Source organism: Quatrionicoccus australiensis, assembly GCF_020510525.1.
GTDB lineage: Bacteria > Pseudomonadota > Gammaproteobacteria > Burkholderiales > Rhodocyclaceae > Azonexus > Azonexus australiensis_B.
This window is the reverse complement of the sequence record NZ_CP075188.1, coordinates 1556717-1573943: the sequence shown is the minus strand read 5'-3', so window position 1 is coordinate 1573943 and position 17227 is coordinate 1556717. Positions and strand designations below refer to the sequence as shown.

Below are 17227 nucleotides of genomic sequence, written 5' to 3'. Positions count from 1 at the left end.
CCAATTTTTGCCAAGCCTTCTACGATTCGGCCATGAGCACGATGAACATTTCCCTGCCCGATGCGCTGAAGAGTTTCGTTGACGATCAGGTCAGCCAGCGCGGTTACGGCACCAGCAGCGAGTATGTGCGCGAGTTGATCCGCAAGGACCAGGATCGTCAGCAGTTGCGCGGCCTGTTGCTGGCCGGTGCCGCATCCGCGCCGGACAGCGCCGCCGATGCCGCTTATTTCGCGGGCCTGCGCGCCCGGGTGGCGGAACAGACCGGGCAGTGAGCGACAAACCCGTCGTCCCGCGCCGGCAGGCCAAGCGGGATATCGATGACGCGCTGGCTTACTACCTCGCCGAAGGCTCGCCGCAAGCGGCGCTGGCTTTCATCGACGCGCTGGAACGGGCTTACGTCCATATTGCCAATTACCCGACCAGCGGCTCGATCCATTACGCCCACGAACTGAATCTGCCCGGCCTGCGTTGCTGGCCCTTGACCGATTTCCCTTACCTGATTTTCTACGTCGAACAGCCAGGCCACCTCGACATCTGGCGCGTGCTGCACGGCAAACGCGACATTCCCGCCGGGCTGCAGGCAGAGCACACCCCATGACACTATCGATCGAAACCCGCCTCACCACCGAACTCGAAGAAATCGCCGCTGCCGGCCTGACCCGTCGTCGCCGCGTTCTCGCCTCGCCCTGCGGCCGGATCGCAGCGGTCGACGGCCGGGAAATGCTCAATTTCGCCAGCAATGATTATCTCGGTCTCGCCGGCAACGCTGAGATTGCCCAGGCCATGGCCGACGGCGCGCTGCACTGGGGCGCCGGCAGCGGCGCTTCACACCTGGTCAGCGGCCATCTGGCGCCGCATGAACAGATTGAAAAGGACATCGCCGCTTTCGTCGGCTTTCCCCGCGCCCTGACCTTTTCCACCGGCTACCTGGCCAATCTCGCCATCGTGCCGACCCTGGCCGGGCGCGGCGCTGCGGTCTTCGCCGACAAGCTCAACCACGCCTCGCTGATCGATGCGGTGCAACTGGCCAAGGCGCAAGGCGCCGACAGCCAGCGCTATGCGCACAACGACATGGCGGCGCTCGAGCGCCTGCTGGCGGCAAGTGACGCGAAGACCAAGGTGATCGTCAGCGACGCCGTGTTCAGCATGGACGGCGACCTCGCGCCGCTGCCGCAACTCCTCGCGCTGGCCGAACGCTTCGACGCCTGGCTGGTGATCGACGACGCGCACGGTTTCGGCGTGCTCGGCGCCCAGGGCCGCGGCAGTCTGAGCCATTTCAACCTGCCGGCGGCCAAGCGCATCCTGCTCATGGGCACGCTGGGCAAGGCGGCCGGTGTCGGCGGCGCCTTCGTCGCCGGTTCGGAGATTGCCATCGAATACCTGCTGCAGCGCGCGCGCAGCTACATTTTCACGACCGCCGCACCGGCGCCGATCGCCTGCGCGCTGAGCAAAAGCCTCAACATCATCGAACAGGGCGAAGCGCTGCGCGCCAACCTGTTCGCCCGCATCGCCCAGCTGCGCGACGGCCTGGCCGGCCTGCGCTGGCAATTGCTGCCCTCGCCGACCGCCATCCAGCCGCTGATCGTCGGCGACAACGAGGCGGCGCTGGCGCTCGCCAGGGCGCTCTGGGAGCGTGGCCTGTGGGTGCCGGCGATCCGTCCGCCGACGGTGCCGAAGGGCACGGCGCGCCTGCGTATTTCAGTCTCCGCCGCGCACACCGCCGCCGACATAAGCTGCCTGATTGACGCATTGCGGGCGGAAGCAGCGACGCTGGCGGGTTAAAATCCCTTCCTTCCCCTGAGTTTTCTTCTGCCATGTCCACTCCCCTTTATTTCATTCCCGGCTGGTGCCTCGGTCGCGGCCCGCTTGCCGCAGCGGTCGACGCGCTAAACGGGCAGTTTTTCGACCTGCCCGGCTACGCTGATGCACCGCTGATTGCCGATTTCGATGCCGCCGCAGCCGATATCGCAGCCCGTCTGCCGGCCGGCGCCACCTTGTGCGGCTGGTCGCTCGGCGCCCAGCTGGCGCTCGCCGTTGCCGCGCTGGCCCCGGAAAAGGTCGGCAAGCTGGTGCTGGTTGCCGGCACGGCCAGTTTCGTGCAGCGCGACGGCTGGCCACACGGCATGCCGCCGGCGATGCTCGCCGAATTCACGGCCGGCATTGCCGCCGATGCCGAAGCCATGCTGCCGCGCTTCGTCGGCGGCTTCAATCGCGGCGACGCACGCGCCAAGGCGGTGACGCAGGAACTCCTGCAACTGGCCGACCCGCGCCCGTCCGGCGCCGTGCTGGCGACCGGCCTCGAATGGCTGCGCGTCGTCGACCTGCGCCAGGCCGCAACCGAAATCAAGGTACCGACCCTGCTGCTCAACGGCTCGGCCGATCCGCTGATGCCGCTGCCCGCCGCCGAGGCGCTCGCCGCGCTGATTCCGGGCGCCCGCCTCGAAGTCTTTGCCGATTGCGCGCACGCTCCCTTCATCTCGACGCCGGCCGATTTCGTCGCCCGCGTCGCCGCCTTCGTCAATGCATAAACCCGCCAAGGCGCGCGTCCGGCTTTCCTTCGAGCGCGCCGCCCCGACCTACGACAGCGCCGCCGCCGTGCAGCGCCGCATCTGCGATCGCCTGCTCGCCGGCCTGCCTGACATCCGGGTCGACCGCCTGCTCGATGCCGGCTGCGGCACCGGCTATGCGCAGTCCCTGCTGCTGGCGCGCTTTCCCGCCGCGCAGGCACTCGCTCTCGACCTCTCGCCCGCCATGCTCGGGCGCATCGTGGCACCGTGCTGCCGCCTGGCCGGCGACCTCGAACATCTGCCGCTGGTCGACGCCAGCCTCGACCTTTACTGGTCCAGCCTGGCCGTACAGTGGTGCGAACTGGCGCTGGCCCTGCGCGAAGCGCGGCGCACGCTCAAGCCGGGCGGCCGGCTCGCCCTGGCCAGCCTCGGCCCGGCTACCTTCCACGAACTACGCCATGCCTTTGCCGGCGTAGACGAATACCGTCACACGCTAAGTTTTCACAGTCCGGACGAAATCCGGCAGATTGCGCTCGCGGCCGGCTTCGCAGCGGTCGACGTGCAAAAAAGCACGGAAATCGCGCATTACCCGGATTTCAAGTCGCTGCTCAAGGCGGTCAAGGCGGTTGGCGCCAATCAGGTCGGCGCCGGCCAGCGGCGCAGCCTGATGAGCCGCACCGCCTTCGCGCGCGCCGAGGCGGCCGGCGAAACCTTGCGCACACCGGCCGGCCTGCCGCTCACCTACGACGTCATCACGCTTTACGCCCAAGCATGAAAAAAGCCTATTTCCTGACCGGTACCGATACCGAGATCGGCAAGACCTTCATCACCTGCGCCCTGCTCCGGCGCGCCGCACAGGATGGCCATCAGGCTGCCGGCCTCAAGCCGATTGCCGCCGGCACCGATGCATCCGGCCAAAACGAGGACGTGGAACAGATCCTCGCCGCCAGCAATCTGGCGCTGCCGCGCGCCGTGGTCAATCCCTATTGTCTTTCCGCGGCGATTGCGCCGCACATCGCTGCCGCCGAAGAAGGCCGCAGTATCGACTTTGCCGTGATCAAGGCAGCCTGCGCAGAGGCGATGGCCGCCGCCGATTTCCTCATCGTCGAGGGCGCCGGCGGTTTTCGCATTCCGCTCACGGTCGACCGCGACAGTGCCGACCTGGCGGTCGACCTCGGTTTACCGGTCATTTTGGTCGTCGGCATGCGCCTGGGCTGCATCAGCCACGCGCTGCTCACGGCAGAAGCCATCGTCGGCCGCGGCCTTGAACTGGCCGGCTGGGTCGCCAACCGGATCGATTCGGCAATGGCACGCTTCGACGAAAATCTGGCGACGCTGCAAGGCTTGCTGCCAGCGCCCTTGCTCGGCGTCGTACCCTACGCGCCGCCTGGCGGCTCCATCGGCGCCGCCGGATTCCTGAATCTACCGGGTGCCTAGCACGCCGGCCACTTCGCGCAGGCGGGCCTGCAGGGCAGCGATTTCTTCGGCCAGATTCGCCGTCTGACCCAACTTGATCTGCCGTTCGATGACTTGCGCCTCTTCGGCACCGGCATCATCCGAAAAGGTCGCGAGCAAGCCCTTGACGGTATGCACCTCGCGCTGCAGATCCGGCATTTCACCGGCGACCAGGGAGGCGGCCAAAGCCGTGCAATTGTTTTCGACATCCTGTAAAAACATGTCGACCATCATTGTATAAATTTCCTCGTCGCCACCCAGGCGCTCGAGAATCACGGCCTTGTCCAGCTTGAACGCTGCTGTCATTCCTGTCTCCGTATCTTGTTCACCAACGCCGGCTCAAAGCATCGGCGCGTCTTCATCCTGGAAGCGCTGCCGAATGTCGAGCACGATATCCCAGGTTGCCAGAAAGGCTTCCACGCATAGTGGATCAAAATGCTTGCCGCGACCTTCTTCGAGAAAATGTACGGCATCCTCGAGTGACCAGGCTTTCTTGTAGGGGCGCTCCGAGGTCAGGGCATCGAACACATCGGCCACGGCAACGATACGACCGAACAGGGGAATGTCATTTCCTTTCAACCCACGCGGATAGCCACTGCCGTCATATTTTTCGTGATGACTGATGGCGATCTGGGCGCCGGCGCGCAGGATCTCCGAACCGCTGTTGTTGAGCAGTTCATGGCCAAGACGGGCGTGCCCCTTCATGACTTCGAACTCTTCCGGCGTCAGCTTGCCCGGTTTGAGCAGGATGTAGTCGGGAATGCCGATCTTGCCGACATCGTGCATCGGCGCCGCTTCGAGAATCAGCTTCTGGACGGATTCGTCGAGATCCAGGCCTTTGGCGATGGCCTGCGAGTAATAGGCCATGCGCTGGATATGGGCGCCGGTTTCGGGATCGCGGAACTCGGCGGCACGCGACATGCGGAAAATCAGTTCCTTCTCGCGGTCGCGGATCTCGCGGGTCTGCTCATGGACCAACGCCGCGAGGTGCTGGGCGCGGTCGGCGAGGAACTTCTGGCCGGTGCGCAGCGACAGCATGTTGCGGGCACGTGCCCCGAATTCAACGCGATCGATCGGCTTGGTCAGGAAGTCGTTGGCACCACCGAGCAAGGCTTCATAGCGGACATCCTTCTGGTCATTGGCGGTAACCATCAGGATAGGCACTTCATCGCGGCCATGCAGGGCGCGGAAGGCGCTGATGAAACGCAAGCCGTCCATGTCCGGCATCATGTAATCGACGATGACCAGATCCGGCACGTTTTCCCGGCACCAGTCGAGCGCCTTGAGCGGATTCTCGAACAGGACCGGGTTGCACTCGCCCAGCTTCAAGACCAAGGCCTTGATCAGGGTCAGGTTGATATCGCTGTCATCGATGATCAGCACGGTATGCATAAGCGCTCTCGGATACGGACGGGTTGTTTTCGGAGTATATAATGCGCCGCCATGAAACTGCTTTTTGACCTCTTCCCCGTCATCCTCTTCTTTGTCGCCTTCAAGTACTCCGAGAAAAGTCCGGAGCTGGCGGCAAGCTGGGTTGCCTCCCTGCTCGGTTCGGCAACGGTCGACCTCAAGCAGGCGCCGATTTTGCTCGCCACCATCGTCGTCATTGCCGCGACCGTCGCCCAGATCATCTGGGTGCGACTGCGCCACGGCAAGGTGGACAAGATGCTCTGGGTCAGCCTCGCGCTGGTCAGCGTCTTCGGCAGCCTGACCCTGATCTTCCAGAACGAAGCCTTCATCAAGTGGAAGCCGACCATCCTGTACTGGGTGTTCGCCGGCAGCATCGGCTTCTCGTCCTTCATCCTGAAAAAGAACGCGATCAAGGCCATGCTCGGTGAACAGCTGACGCTCCCCGAATCCGTCTGGAACCGGCTCAGCCTTTCCTGGGTGGCCTTCTTCCTGTTCATGGGCTGCCTCAACCTGTTCATTGCCTTCAATTTCACGACCGATACCTGGGTCAATTTCAAACTGTTCGGCGGCATGGGCCTGTTGTTCGTCTTCATCGTCGGGCAAGGTCTGCTGCTGTCGAAATACGTGCAGGAAGAAAAATAATGCTCTACGTCATCATCGGTGAAGACCGCGCCGGCTCGCTCGAACAACGCCTGGCCGCCCGCCCCGCCCATCTTGAGCGCCTGCAGGCTCTGCAGGCCGAAGCCCGCCTGATCCTGGCCGGCCCCTGTCCGGCCATCGATTCGCCCGATCCCGGCCCGGCCGGTTTCTCGGGCAGCATCATCATTGCCGAATTCGCTTCGCTTGCCGCCGCGCAAGCCTGGGCCGACGCCGACCCTTACATCGCCGCCGGCGTCTATGAAAAAGTCGTCGTCAAACCGTTCAAGAAAGCGCTGCCGGCGTGAGTACGCTTGAACTGCTGCGCGAACGCCTCGCCGTATTGCAGGCGGAATCGATTGCCATCGAAGACGAGTCGCACCGTCACGCCGGCCATGCCGGCGCCAGGGATGGCGGCCACTTCGTTCTGGACATCGTCGCCCCGGTGTTTGCCGGCAAGACCACGGTCGCCCGCCACCGCCTGGTTTATGACGCGGTCGGCGACCTGATGCGCGGCAAAATACATGCTTTGGCCATCAACGCCCGCGCGCCCGGCGAAGTATAATTTTCTGGTTTTCCCCCACCCCAAGGATGAATTACATGCTCAAACTTTCCCGTCTGGCTGCCCTGCTCGTTGCTGGCGCCATCGTTTCGGCGCCGGTACTGGCTGCAGAAAAGGGCAAGCCCGTAGCGACGGTTAACGGCGTCGCCGTTTCGCAAGCAGTCTTTGATGCCTTCCTGGCCGAGCAAAAGGCCCAGGGCGCTCCCGACTCGCCCGAACTGAAAAATGCGGTCAAGGAAGAACTGGTCCGCCGCGAAGTCATCGCCCAGGAAGCAAAGAAAAAGGGCCTCGACAAGAAGAGCGAAGTCCAGGGCCAGGTTGATCTTGCCCGCCAGGCCGTGCTGATCCGTGCCTTCCTCTCCGATTACTCGCGCGCCCATCCGGTCACCGATGCCCAGCTCAAGGCCGAATACGACGGCATCAAGGCCACTCTCGGCAATACCGAATACAAGGTCCGCCACGTGCTGGTCGACAAGGAAGATGATGCCAAGGCGATCATCGCCAAGCTCGACAAGGGCGAAAAGTTCTCCGAACTGGCCAAGCAGTCGAAGGATCCGGGCTCCAAGGACAAGGGTGGCGAACTCGACTGGAGCACGCCGAGCTCCTACGTCAAGCCGTTTGCCGAAGCGATGACCAAGCTGAAGAAGGGTGAATACACCAAGGCACCGGTCAAGTCCGATTTCGGCTACCACGTCATCCAGCTCGACGACTCGCGTTCGCTGACCCCGCCGCCGTTCGAACAGGTCAAGCCGCAACTGCAACAACGCGTCACCAACCGCCAGATCGAACAGCTGGTCAGGGACCTGCGCGAAAAGGCCAAAGTCGACTGAGCTCGCCTGCCCCATGCGATAATGCCCGCTTGCAAGCGGGCATTTTTGTTTGGGGAACGGGTTGTTCAGCTTGAAAAAAATCTTTGCCGGTGACGCCGGCGCGCTGGCCGAGAACCAGCTTCAGAACGACATTCTCTACGACCAGGGAAAAACCGGCCTACTCTGCCGGGAGGCCGTTTTTGACCGGCAGAACCGTCTGGCCGGCCACCTCTTCCGTCTTTACCGGTCAGCCCTGCTGGCCAATGGGCCGGACGACGTCCAGCACCTGATCGACGACCTGCTGCTCAACACCTTGCTGGCCAGCAATGCCGCCTGGAATACCCTGCCGGCCTTCGTACCGCTCTCCTCGATCACGCTGCGGCAAGCAACGGTCGACCGCCTGCCCGGCGAAAACCTGGTGCTGTTGCTGCATCTCTCGAATCGCGACACCGATACGGCAACACTGCGCGACAAGCTTGCGCAACTGCGCCAGCGCGGCATCGGCATCGGGCTGAGCCATCGCCCCGGCCACCCGGCCTTCAGCCACGTCGCCCCCCTGGCCGACTACGGTGTCATTGATGTGGCCGGCAGCGATGCCGGCAATGTCCGCGACATTTCCGTGGCCTTCCGGGCCAGCGAGAAACAACCGCCGGTACATCTGTTTGCCGCCAACATCGACAGCCTGGACGAACACAGACTCTGCCAGCAATGGCATTTCAATTTCTTCCACGGCAACTTTGCCGCCACCGCCCCGGCCAGACCGGGAATACGCCAGGTTGACCCGCACAAGATTCACCTTCTGAACCTGCTGCGCCTGGTCCAGGGTGAAGCGGAAACGCCGGAAATTGCTGCCGCCATGAAGCATGACCCGGTATTGACCTTCCGCATCCTGCGTTACCTGAATTCACCGGTGATCGGCCTCAACCACCGCATCGATTCGATCAGCCAGGCCTTGATCATGCTCGGCCGGCAGCGTCTGACGCGCTGGCTGGCCATCCTGCTCTTTTCGGTCAACGAGGCCAATTTCGCGGACTGGATGCTGGTCGAAAGTGCCCTGACCCGCGGCAAGCTGATGGAAGACCTGGCAATGCTGACTTCGCCGCCGCTGCCGCCAGACCCGCTTTTCCTGACCGGAATTTTTTCCTGCCTGGAGCGTCTGCTGCAACAGCCCTTGCACGAAATCATCGAAGAACTGCCGCTTGCCCAGGAAATCAGCCAGGCCCTGCTCGAGCGGAGCGGCCCTTACGCGGCGCTGCTCGCCGTGGCCGAAGCAAGCGAGAGCCATGATCCGGCACAACTGCAGGATGCAGCGGTCGACGCCGGAATCAGCCCGAAAAGCATCAACAGCGCCCTGCTCGGCGCCACCGCCTGGGCCAGCGAAGTGACCGAACACTGGGAATAGCCAAGCCTGGATAAACCAGTACGGATACTGCGCCGACGCTTAGGCCAAACAGCTGCAAAGGCTGGCTAGGCCAGCCACTCGCACATATCCTCGATCAGGTCATCAATCGCCGCCAGCGACAAGCCCAAGCTTTCACAGGCGACCGAAGCTGCCTTGTGCCACTCCTGTTCGCCATGGTCACCCGCCTGCAGGCGGATGATGTGTTCGGCGAGCACGACAATCGAAATCAGACGTTTTACGTCCTCGGAAACACGCCCCGGCTCGGCCAGCAAACGATAGTCGTGATGATGCAGGATGCCTTCGGCAACGAATGACGGCAAATGCCAGCGGCGCGCCAGGAAATAACCGACCACAGCATGATTGGTGCCGAGATGACGCTCTTCGACCTCGGTGAAACTCTGCTCATCTGCCACGTTGGCCTCGGCCAGTGCGGCCCTGGCCTGCGGAAAGCGCTTCATCAACAGCGGAATGCCGCAATCGTGGAAAAGTCCGAAGGTGTAGGCAACATCAGGCCGCACGCAACGCAGACGGCGCGCCAACTCGGCTGCAAGACGGGCGGTCTGGGCTGAAGAGTCCCAGAAACGATCCAGCGACACATCCGGCGCACCGGACAAGGCCACTTTCAGCAACTGGGTTACCAGCAGATTGAATACCTGCTGCGTCCCCAGTATTTGCAGCGCCTGGGTAATGGAGTTGAGCGGTCGCCCCGTCGAAAAGGCCGGCGAATTGGCAACCTGCATCAGACAACCGGAGAGAGCGACATCCGTGCTGATGTGACGCGCGATTTCCCGTTGATCCGGCGTTTCCTTTTTCAGTTCGGCATCAACGGCCAGCAAAACGGCAGGGCAAGGCGGAAAGTCGACGCCCTGCAACAAACTCAACAACGCTTTCTCTTCGGTTACGGCATTCATGCTGACGGCTCCTGGTTGGCCGTTACAGCTTAACCCCTCAACGAAACCCGGCAAATACGACAAAAGTCATAATTGATATTCCGCACCGCCGCCCAGCATGGCCATTTCGACCACATGCCGGGAAAGATGCGGCGCAAATCCGGCAATCAGATCGTAGTCGTAACGCCGCAAATACGTGCCGCGACGCAGCGCCAGCCGTGTCGTGTTCGACTCGAACAGATGCGCCGCATCCATTGCCACCAGACCGGTATCGCGCTGGGCGTCGAAAGCCAGCCCGGAAATGATGCCAAGCCCGAGGCCAAGGCTGACATAGGTCTTGATCACGTCGGCATCGAGAGCGGTGAGCACGATGTTGGGCTGCGTCCCGACCCGCTCGAAAGCACGATTGATACGGGAACGGCCGGTAAAGGCCGAGTCATAGGTGACCAGCGGCCAGCGCACCAGTTCGTTGAGCGACAAAGGTTGCGTCGCCAGGATCGGGTGCCCTTCGGGGGCAATCACGCAATGGCTCCACTGGCGCACCGGCAACGTGACGAGTTGCGGATACTGGTCGAGCGACTCGGTCGCGATGCCGATATCGACTTCGCCATTGACCACCCATTCGGCGATCTGGGTCGGGCTGCCCTGGTGCATCTCGAGCTTGACGGTCGGATGCTTGGCGACGAAATCGCGCACCACGACCGGCAGCGCATAGCGCGCCTGGGTGTGCGTCGCACCGAGAACCAGACGGCCGGTTTCACCGCTGGCGAATTCGGCGCTCGCCCGCTTGAGGTTTTCGGCTTCGCGCAAGATGCGCTCGGCAATCGCCAGTACTGATTTGCCAGGCTCGGTGATACCGGTAAAGCGCTTGCCGCTGCGCTCGAAAATGGAAATCCCCAGTTCGTCCTCAAGCAGCTTGACCTGTTTGGAAATGCCGGGCTGGGAGGTATAGAGCGACTCCGCCGCCTCCGAGACATTGAGTCCCTGACGCTGGATTTCGACGATGTAACGTAGTTGTTGAAGTTTCATTTCTGGATTGAGGATCGAGGATCGAGGATCGAGGATCGAGCACTGTTGCTAACAGCTCAATCCTGGATCCTCGCGTTCTTAATAACCTTTAGCTATACCAATCTAACTCAATATTCTTTTTGTTTCAAATCGCCACTGCTACGATGCGCGCCATGGATTATCTCTACACCCTTTCCGGCTTTGCCGTTGGTGCCATTGTCGGTCTGACCGGCGTTGGCGGCGGCTCGCTGATGACGCCGCTGCTCGTGCTGCTGTTTGGCGTACATCCGGCGACGGCGGTCGGCACCGACCTGCTCTACGCGGCGCTGACCAAGGCCGGCGGCACCGTCGCGCACGGCAGGAAGGGTCACATCGACTGGGCTATCACCGGCCGCCTGGCGCTGGGCAGCATCCCGGCCGCAGCCCTCACCATCATCGTCCTCTCGCAGTTGCCCAAGGGCAGCAACGTGCTCGGCCAGATCATCTCGAATGGCCTCGGCTTCGCGCTGGTGCTGACCGCCATCGCCATCCTGTTCGGCCGCAAGCTGCGCGAATATGCCAGCCAGCACGAAGAATCGGCCCTGCGCAAATGCTGCCTGGGCAAGATCACAGTGGCCGTCGGCGCCATTCTCGGCGTGCTGGTCACCATTTCTTCCGTCGGCGCCGGCGCCCTTGGCGTCGCCGCCCTTTACTTCCTCTACCCCAAACTTTCGCCGATCAGGATTGTCGGATCGGATGTTGCCCATGCCGTGCCGCTGACCCTGGTCGCCGGCCTCGGCCACTGGACCATGGGCGGGGTCGACTGGTCCTTGCTCGGCAGCCTGCTGCTCGGTTCGCTGCCGGGTATCTGGCTGGGCACCCAGGTTTCGACCAAGGTCCCGGAACATATTTTGCGTCGCCTGCTGGCCACCATGCTCGTGGTCATCGGCGGCAAGCTGATCGTTGCTTAAGGAATTTTCATGTACAAATACGATGCCATCGACCGCCAGCTGATCAACGAGCGGGTCGAGCAATTCCGTGACCAGGTCAGCCGCTGGCAGGCCGGCGAACTGGCCGACGACGAGTTCCGTCCGCTGCGCCTGCAAAACGGCCTCTACATCCAGCGCCATGCGCCGATGTTCCGCATCGCCGTGCCCTACGGCATGCTCAATTCGGCCCAGCTGCGCCGCATGGCTCATGTCGCGCGCAAGTACGACCGCGGCTACGGCCACTTCACGACCCGCCACAATCTGCAGTTGAACTGGCCGAAGATCGAGGACGTGCCTGACATCCTAGCCGAACTGGCCGAAGTCGAGATGCACGCCATCCAGACTTCCGGCAACTGCCTGCGCAACATCACCACCGACCAGTTCGCCGGCGTCGCTGCCGACGAAATCATCGACACGCGCCCGCTCGCCGAGATCCTGCGCCAGTGGACGACCTTCCATCCGGAATTCGCCTTCCTGCCGCGCAAGTTCAAGATCGCCATTTCCGGCACCGAGCAAGATCGCGCCGTGACCTGGTTCCACGACATCGGCCTGCATCTCAAGGTCGTCGATGGCCAGGTCGGCTTCACCGTAATCGTCGGCGGCGGTCTCGGCCGTACCCCGATCCGCGGCGAGGTCGTGCGCGACTTCCTGCCCTGGCAGGACATCCTGACCTACTGCGAAGCCATCCTGCGCGTCTATAACCGCGCCGGCCGCCGCGACAACGCCTACAAGGCGCGTATCAAGATTCTCGTCCAGGCACTTGGCGTCGAAGCCTTCGCCAAGCTGGTCGAAGAGGAATGGGCGCACGGCAAGGGCGGCCCGGCCACCATCACGCAGTCCGAGTACGACCGCATTGCTGCGCATTTCACCGCACCGGCCTACGAAAGCCCGGGCGACACCGTATTGCCCGAGGAAAAAGCCTTCCGCCGCTGGGTCGACCGCTGCAGGCAGCCGCACAAGGTTGCCGGCTACACCGCCGTCACGTTGTCGCTCAAGGCGCACGGCGTGGCGCCGGGCGACATCACTTCCGACCAGATGGAAGTCGTTGCCGACCTCGCCGACCAATACAGCTTCGGCGAACTGCGCATCAGCCACGAGCAGAACATCATCCTCGCCGACGTCAAACAAGCCGATCTCTACGCCGTCTGGCAGATAGCCAAAGAAAACGGCCTGGCGACGCCCAACATCGGTCTGCTGACCAGCATGATCTGCTGCCCGGGCGGCGATTTCTGCGACCTCGCCAATGCCAAGTCGATTCCCATCGCCACCGCCATCCAGGCCCGTTTCGACAATCTCGACTACCTGTTCGATATCGGCGAAATCGACCTCAACATTTCCGGCTGCATGAATGCCTGCGGCCACCATCACGTCGGCCACATCGGCGTGCTCGGTGTCGACAAGAACAACGACGAGTTCTACCAGGTCACGCTGGGCGGCCGCCAGGGCTACCAGGCCAGGCTAGGCAAGGTGATCGGCCCGTCGTTTGCCGCGAACGAGATGCCGGACGTCGTCGAGAAGATCATCTCGGTGTATCTGGAGCAGCGTAGCGACGAGGAGCGCTTCCTCGACACCTTCGATCGCATCGGCATCGACCCGTTCAAGAACCGCGTATATGAAGGCCGCGCCCACGGCAAAGCCAAGGCAGCAGACAAGGAGACCGCATAATGGCCCAACTGATCAAAGACAAGGCCGTAGCGGTCGACACCTGGAAAACGCTTGAATTGGCCGAGGGCGAAACGCCGGAAACGGTTGCCCTGCCCGCCGGCGACATCATTTTCCCGCTGCCCGTCTGGCAGGCGCGCAAGACCGAGATCATCTCGACCTGCAAGCGCATCGGCCTGCTCATCCAGCCCGACGAGCGCGTTGAAGACGTGGCCGGCGACCTCGAATATTTCATCGTGATCGCCGTCAATTTCCCCAAGTTCGTCGATGGCCGCGGCTATTCCACGGCCAGCCTGCTGCGCCAGCGCTATGCCTACCAGGGCGAATTGCGCGCCGTCGGCGACGTGCTGCACGACCAGCTTTTCTTCATGCAGCGCGTCGGCTTCGACAGCTACGCACTGAAGGATGGCAAGAATGCGGTGCACGCCGTCAACAAGGGCTTTTCCAGCTTCGGCGATGCCTACCAGGCCTCGACCAGCCAGCCGCAACCGCTTTTCCGCCGCCGTTCCTGAGATTTCCCGATGACGCCCAGCCTGCTCAAGATCACCCCCGAACTGACCGCCAGCGTCGCCGCCAGGACGGCGACGGCACAAGCCCTGCTCGCCGACATCGCCGGCAACTGGGCGCCGGCCGCCTTTGCCAACAGCCTCGGTGCCGAAGACATGGTGCTGACCGACCTGATCGTCAAGGCCGGGCTGCCGATCGAGATCTTCAGTCTCGACACCGGCCGCCTGCCACTCGAAACCTACGACCTGATGGCCGCCGTGCAAGCGCATTACGGCCTCAAACTGAAAATCTACTTCCCGCAGGCGTCGACCGTTGAGGACTACGTGCGCGCCAACGGCATCAACGCCTTCTACGAGTCGATCGAGCTGCGCAAGGGCTGCTGCTACGTGCGCAAGGTCGAACCGCTCAAGCGCGCCCTGGCCGGCAAGAAGGCCTGGATCACCGGCATGCGCGCCGAACAGGCCGCAACGCGCGGCAACCTGGCAACACGCGAATACGACGCAGGCAACGGCCTGGAGAAATTCAACCCGCTCGCCGACTGGTCGGAAAAGGAAGTCTGGACCTACATCAAGCAGAACGCCGTCCCCTACAACGCCCTGCACGACAAGTTCTTCCCCAGCATCGGCTGCGCCCCCTGCACCCGCGCCATCTCGCTTGGCGAAGACATCCGCTCCGGCCGCTGGTGGTGGGAATCGCCGGACTCGAAAGAGTGTGGCTTGCACGTAAAAGGCTGATCCGGCGATCTGCGCAGGCTAATTTCGCAACGCGAAGTTAAGGAGCAACGCTCCGGCCGCAGCTAAAGTGCTGATACCAAGGAATGTGGCCTTCATTTGAAGGCCACCTCCTGAATCAGCACTTCAGCGCAGGCTAAACGCGCAGCGACGTTAAGCCCCGCAGGGGCGGCCGTAGCTAAAGCCCGGACTCGAAGGAGTGTGGCTTGCACGTCAAGGGCTGATATAAAACTGTAACCAAAGCAGGCTTTGCTGCACCGCAGCAACAGTGATAGTCTCTCGCCTATAAAAATCCGTTTTAAGCGAGAAACAGCATGAGCGAAATTGATCTGAAGCGCTTTTTCCTCGAACAGGTCCGTCTGTTCGAGAACTTCCCGGCTGACAAGGTCGAGGAAATCGTCATCAAGTCGCGTCTGGCGACTTATGAAGGCAATGAAGCCATTCTTGAAACCGGCGACGAAGGCCGTTTCATCGGCGTCATGATCAGCGGCCACGCCGAGATCTCGATGACCGACAACACCGGCACCCGCTCGGTGATCGCCCAGCTCGGCGTCGGCGATGTCTTCGGCGTCATGTCGCTGCTTACCGGCGACCGCATCGTCGCCGACGTGATCGCCGGCAATCGCTGCTTCGTGCTGATGATTCCGCAGGAAGTCTTCAACTCGCACATCCTGACCAACCCCAAGGCGCTCGGCTACCTGTCGCGCCTGCTCGCCGACCGCACCCGCGTCATGTCGGTCGATCTGGTCACCGCCCAGGCCAACGCCGTCAGCAAGTCGAGCGATCCCTACGCGCTGTCGCTGACCACCAAGGAGCCGGGCAAGGTCGTCGTGCTCAATGTCGGCATCAGCCAGATCCATTTCGGCATCTACGACACGCTGGAAAGCGGCGCCGACGTGCATGGCATCATCGACCATGCCGACAAGCAGGTCGCCAAGATCACCGTGACCGTCGGCCCGCAGCAGAAGGTCATCGAGCACGCACCGTTCAAGCTCTCCGACCTGTTTGCCGTGATGACCGAAGCCACCGCCCTGCTCGGCCCGTCCTTCACCTTCCATCCGGAAGACGTCACCGCGATCGGCCATCGCGTCGTGCATGGCGGCAACAAGTTCTCCAGCTCGGTCGTCATCACGCCGTCGGTGATCGCCGACATCGAAGAACTGGCAATTTTCGCGCCGCTGCACAACCCGGTGAATGTCGCCGGTATCCGCGTCGCGCAAAAGCAGTTCCCGGGCGTACCGCAGGTTGCCGTATTCGACACCGCCTTCCACCAGACGCTGGCGCCCTACGCCTACCTCTACGGCCTGCCCTACGATCTGTACAAGCAGCACGGCATTCGTCGCTACGGCTTCCACGGCACGTCGCACCGCTATGTTTCGTTGAAGTCGGCTGAAGTCCTCAAGCGCCCGCTCGGCGAACTCGAAATCGTCTCCTGCCACCTCGGCATCGGCGCCTCGCTGTGCGCTATCGATCACGGCCGTTCGATCGACACGACGATGGGCATGACGCCGACTGACGGTCTGATCATGCCTAGCCGTTCGGGCAGCATCGATCCGGCGGTGATGATCCACCTGATGGAACAACACGGCATGTCGCCGGAACAGCTGTCCACGCTGATCAACACCGAGAGCGGCCTCAAGGGCATCTCCGGCATTTCCAGCGACATCCACGAGATCGAAGCCGCGGCGGCCGAAGGCGAACACCGCGCCCTGCTCGCACACAAGGCTTTCTGCTACCAGGTGCGCAAGAACATCGGCGCCTACGTCGCGGCGATGGGTGGCATCGACGTCCTCGCCTTCACCGGCGACATCGGCGAGACCAGCGCCACGGTGCGCAGCCTGGCCTGCCAGGGCCTTTCCTACATGGGCATCAAGCTCGACGAGGAAAAGAACCGCAACCTCGGCCAGTTCGAAGGCTACGCAGTCATTTCCGCCGACGACTCGCCGGTCACCATCCTGGTTGTCGCCAATGACGACGAGCGTCTGGTCGCCTGGGAAGCCCTGCGCGCCATCGAACGCAACCAGTTGCTGCAGGAAGCCAAGGCCGACGACACGCCGGCCATTCCGGTCGAGATTTCGGCGCACCACGTGCATCTGTCGCAAGCCGACGTCGAGAAGCTGTTCGGCCCCGGCCACCAGCTGACGCCGATGCACGAACTGTCGCAACCCGGCCAGTACGCCTGCGAAGAGCAGGTGCACCTGGTCGGCCCGAAGGGACGCATCGCCAAGGTGCGCGTGCTCGGCCCGACCCGCAAGGAAACCCAGGTCGAAATCGCGATGACCGAGCAGTTCAAGCTCGGCGTGCAACCGCCGATCCGCCAGTCCGGCGACCTCGCCGGCACGCCCGGCGTGACGCTGGAAGGCCCGTACGGCAGCTCGACCATAGAACGCGGCGTGGTTTGCGCCCAGCGCCACATCCACATGTCGCCGGAAGATGCGATGCGTTTCCGCGTGCGCGACAACTACATCGTCCGCGTCCGTGTCGAAGGCGAGCGCGAACTGATCTTCGGCGACGTCGTGGTCCGGGTCAATCCGGCTTTCCGCCTGGCCATGCACATCGATACCGATGAAGGCAATGCCGGCAACCTGAAGACCGGCATGCTCGGCTACATCGAGGAAATCCAGAGCCGCGCCTGATCAAGGCAACATAAAAAAGGGGGATGACCGGCAACGGTCATCCC

The 17227-nt window shown here is 62.7% G+C and carries 20 protein-coding genes; 16 read left to right on the top strand and 4 right to left on the bottom strand.

Going from position 1 to position 17227, the window contains the following annotated elements:
* Positions 1 to 32 precede the first annotated feature (32 nt).
* From KI612_RS07475 to bioD, 6 genes are read left to right on the top strand one after another with little or no spacing between them, the layout of a single operon-like run.
* Positions 33 to 272, top strand: coding sequence for a type II toxin-antitoxin system ParD family antitoxin (locus KI612_RS07475; protein WP_226443189.1), 240 nt, complete (start codon positions 33 to 35; stop codon positions 270 to 272).
* Positions 269 to 598, top strand: a complete 330-nt coding sequence (locus KI612_RS07470) for a type II toxin-antitoxin system RelE/ParE family toxin (RefSeq protein WP_226443188.1) — start codon at positions 269 to 271, stop codon at positions 596 to 598. The genes KI612_RS07475 and KI612_RS07470 overlap by 4 nt, the downstream gene beginning before the upstream one ends.
* Positions 595 to 1782 carry an 8-amino-7-oxononanoate synthase gene (bioF, locus tag KI612_RS07465; protein ID WP_226443187.1) on the top strand — a complete coding sequence of 396 codons (1188 nt, stop codon included), beginning with the start codon at positions 595 to 597 and terminating at the stop codon, positions 1780 to 1782. The genes KI612_RS07470 and bioF overlap by 4 nt, the downstream gene beginning before the upstream one ends.
* 32 nt (positions 1783 to 1814) lie before the next feature.
* Positions 1815 to 2528 carry an alpha/beta fold hydrolase gene (locus KI612_RS07460; RefSeq protein ID WP_226443186.1) on the top strand — a complete coding sequence of 238 codons (714 nt, stop codon included), beginning with the start codon at positions 1815 to 1817 and terminating at the stop codon, positions 2526 to 2528.
* Entirely contained in the window at positions 2521 to 3282 is a 762-nt protein-coding gene (gene bioC / locus KI612_RS07455) for a malonyl-ACP O-methyltransferase BioC (protein WP_226443185.1), read from the top strand. Before KI612_RS07460 ends, bioC begins: the two co-directional genes overlap by 8 nt.
* Entirely contained in the window at positions 3279 to 3944 is a 666-nt protein-coding gene (gene bioD / locus KI612_RS07450) for a dethiobiotin synthase (protein WP_226443184.1), read from the top strand. The genes bioC and bioD overlap by 4 nt, the downstream gene beginning before the upstream one ends.
* On the opposite strand, the gene KI612_RS07445 is transcribed toward bioD, so the two are convergent.
* Together KI612_RS07445 and KI612_RS07440 are read right to left on the bottom strand one after the other, a co-directional pair.
* On the bottom strand, positions 3930 to 4268 hold the full coding sequence (locus KI612_RS07445; RefSeq protein WP_226443183.1) for an Hpt domain-containing protein: 339 nt from the start codon (positions 4266 to 4268) through the stop codon (positions 3930 to 3932). The genes bioD and KI612_RS07445 overlap by 15 nt on opposite strands.
* 33 nt (positions 4269 to 4301) lie before the next feature.
* A complete protein-coding gene (locus KI612_RS07440) occupies positions 4302 to 5354 on the bottom strand; it encodes an HD-GYP domain-containing protein (protein ID WP_226443182.1) in 1053 nt (350 codons plus the stop codon).
* A 51-nt stretch (positions 5355 to 5405) separates the two neighbouring features.
* On the opposite strand from KI612_RS07440, the gene KI612_RS07435 reads away from it, so the two are divergent.
* The 5 genes from KI612_RS07435 to KI612_RS07415 all read left to right on the top strand — a co-directional run bounded on the left by KI612_RS07435 (position 5406) and on the right by KI612_RS07415 (position 8781).
* A complete protein-coding gene (locus tag KI612_RS07435) occupies positions 5406 to 6014 on the top strand; it encodes a septation protein A (RefSeq protein WP_226443181.1) in 609 nt (202 codons plus the stop codon).
* Positions 6014 to 6316 (top strand): YciI family protein, encoded by a 303-nt coding sequence (locus tag KI612_RS07430; protein ID WP_226443180.1) that lies wholly within the window; start codon positions 6014 to 6016, stop codon positions 6314 to 6316. The genes KI612_RS07435 and KI612_RS07430 overlap by 1 nt, the downstream gene beginning before the upstream one ends.
* The gene (locus tag KI612_RS07425) at positions 6313 to 6573 is read left to right on the top strand and encodes a BolA family protein (protein ID WP_226443179.1); all 261 of its coding nucleotides are present in this window, start codon (positions 6313 to 6315) and stop codon (positions 6571 to 6573) included. The genes KI612_RS07430 and KI612_RS07425 overlap by 4 nt, the downstream gene beginning before the upstream one ends.
* A 35-nt stretch (positions 6574 to 6608) precedes the next feature.
* Positions 6609 to 7400, top strand: coding sequence for a peptidylprolyl isomerase (locus KI612_RS07420; protein WP_226443178.1), 792 nt, complete (start codon positions 6609 to 6611; stop codon positions 7398 to 7400).
* 70 nt (positions 7401 to 7470) lie between these two features.
* Positions 7471 to 8781 (top strand): EAL and HDOD domain-containing protein, encoded by a 1311-nt coding sequence (locus KI612_RS07415; RefSeq protein WP_226443177.1) that lies wholly within the window; start codon positions 7471 to 7473, stop codon positions 8779 to 8781.
* Between the two features lie 65 nt (positions 8782 to 8846).
* Here KI612_RS07415 and KI612_RS07410 read toward each other — a convergent pair whose 3' ends face one another.
* Together KI612_RS07410 and KI612_RS07405 are read right to left on the bottom strand one after the other, a co-directional pair.
* Complete coding sequence (locus KI612_RS07410; RefSeq protein ID WP_226443176.1) at positions 8847 to 9692, bottom strand: HDOD domain-containing protein; 846 nt, start codon at positions 9690 to 9692, stop codon at positions 8847 to 8849.
* 66 nt (positions 9693 to 9758) lie between these two features.
* Positions 9759 to 10700, bottom strand: a complete 942-nt coding sequence (locus KI612_RS07405) for a CysB family HTH-type transcriptional regulator (RefSeq protein ID WP_226443175.1) — start codon at positions 10698 to 10700, stop codon at positions 9759 to 9761.
* A 152-nt stretch (positions 10701 to 10852) separates the two neighbouring features.
* On the opposite strand from KI612_RS07405, the gene KI612_RS07400 reads away from it, so the two are divergent.
* The 5 genes from KI612_RS07400 (at position 10853) to KI612_RS07380 (ending at position 17183) form a co-directional block, all read left to right on the top strand.
* Positions 10853 to 11629, top strand: coding sequence for a sulfite exporter TauE/SafE family protein (locus KI612_RS07400; RefSeq protein ID WP_226443174.1), 777 nt, complete (start codon positions 10853 to 10855; stop codon positions 11627 to 11629).
* Positions 11630 to 11638: 9 nt separating this feature from the next.
* Entirely contained in the window at positions 11639 to 13312 is a 1674-nt protein-coding gene (locus KI612_RS07395; protein ID WP_226443173.1) for a nitrite/sulfite reductase, read from the top strand.
* Positions 13312 to 13821 (top strand): DUF934 domain-containing protein, encoded by a 510-nt coding sequence (locus tag KI612_RS07390; RefSeq protein ID WP_226443172.1) that lies wholly within the window; start codon positions 13312 to 13314, stop codon positions 13819 to 13821. Before KI612_RS07395 ends, KI612_RS07390 begins: the two co-directional genes overlap by 1 nt.
* A 9-nt stretch (positions 13822 to 13830) precedes the next feature.
* Positions 13831 to 14550 carry a phosphoadenylyl-sulfate reductase gene (locus KI612_RS07385; protein WP_226443171.1) on the top strand — a complete coding sequence of 240 codons (720 nt, stop codon included), beginning with the start codon at positions 13831 to 13833 and terminating at the stop codon, positions 14548 to 14550.
* Positions 14551 to 14861: 311 nt separating this feature from the next.
* The gene (locus KI612_RS07380; protein WP_226443170.1) at positions 14862 to 17183 is read left to right on the top strand and encodes an acetate/propionate family kinase; all 2322 of its coding nucleotides are present in this window, start codon (positions 14862 to 14864) and stop codon (positions 17181 to 17183) included.
* Positions 17184 to 17227: the final 44 nt, after the last annotated feature.

Bases quoted from the DNA above. Each gene is read 5' to 3' on its own strand.
- KI612_RS07420 (WP_226443178.1), top strand. From the start codon at position 6,609: ATGCTCAAACTTTCCCGTCTGGCTGCCCTGCTCGTTGCTGGCGCCATC.
- KI612_RS07400 (WP_226443174.1), top strand. From the start codon at position 10,853: ATGGATTATCTCTACACCCTTTCCGGCTTTGCCGTTGGTGCCATTGTC.
- bioF (WP_226443187.1), top strand. From the start codon at position 595: ATGACACTATCGATCGAAACCCGCCTCACCACCGAACTCGAAGAAATC.
- bioD (WP_226443184.1), top strand. From the start codon at position 3,279: ATGAAAAAAGCCTATTTCCTGACCGGTACCGATACCGAGATCGGCAAG.
- KI612_RS07380 (WP_226443170.1), top strand. From the start codon at position 14,862: ATGAGCGAAATTGATCTGAAGCGCTTTTTCCTCGAACAGGTCCGTCTG.
- KI612_RS07410 (WP_226443176.1), bottom strand. From the start codon at position 9,692: ATGAATGCCGTAACCGAAGAGAAAGCGTTGTTGAGTTTGTTGCAGGGC.
- KI612_RS07390 (WP_226443172.1), top strand. From the start codon at position 13,312: ATGGCCCAACTGATCAAAGACAAGGCCGTAGCGGTCGACACCTGGAAA.
- KI612_RS07445 (WP_226443183.1), bottom strand. From the start codon at position 4,268: ATGACAGCAGCGTTCAAGCTGGACAAGGCCGTGATTCTCGAGCGCCTG.
- bioC (WP_226443185.1), top strand. From the start codon at position 2,521: ATGCATAAACCCGCCAAGGCGCGCGTCCGGCTTTCCTTCGAGCGCGCC.
- KI612_RS07395 (WP_226443173.1), top strand. From the start codon at position 11,639: ATGTACAAATACGATGCCATCGACCGCCAGCTGATCAACGAGCGGGTC.
- KI612_RS07440 (WP_226443182.1), bottom strand. From the start codon at position 5,354: ATGCATACCGTGCTGATCATCGATGACAGCGATATCAACCTGACCCTG.
- KI612_RS07405 (WP_226443175.1), bottom strand. From the start codon at position 10,700: ATGAAACTTCAACAACTACGTTACATCGTCGAAATCCAGCGTCAGGGA.
- KI612_RS07435 (WP_226443181.1), top strand. From the start codon at position 5,406: ATGAAACTGCTTTTTGACCTCTTCCCCGTCATCCTCTTCTTTGTCGCC.
- KI612_RS07430 (WP_226443180.1), top strand. From the start codon at position 6,014: ATGCTCTACGTCATCATCGGTGAAGACCGCGCCGGCTCGCTCGAACAA.
- KI612_RS07475 (WP_226443189.1), top strand. From the start codon at position 33: ATGAGCACGATGAACATTTCCCTGCCCGATGCGCTGAAGAGTTTCGTT.
- KI612_RS07460 (WP_226443186.1), top strand. From the start codon at position 1,815: ATGTCCACTCCCCTTTATTTCATTCCCGGCTGGTGCCTCGGTCGCGGC.
- KI612_RS07385 (WP_226443171.1), top strand. From the start codon at position 13,831: ATGACGCCCAGCCTGCTCAAGATCACCCCCGAACTGACCGCCAGCGTC.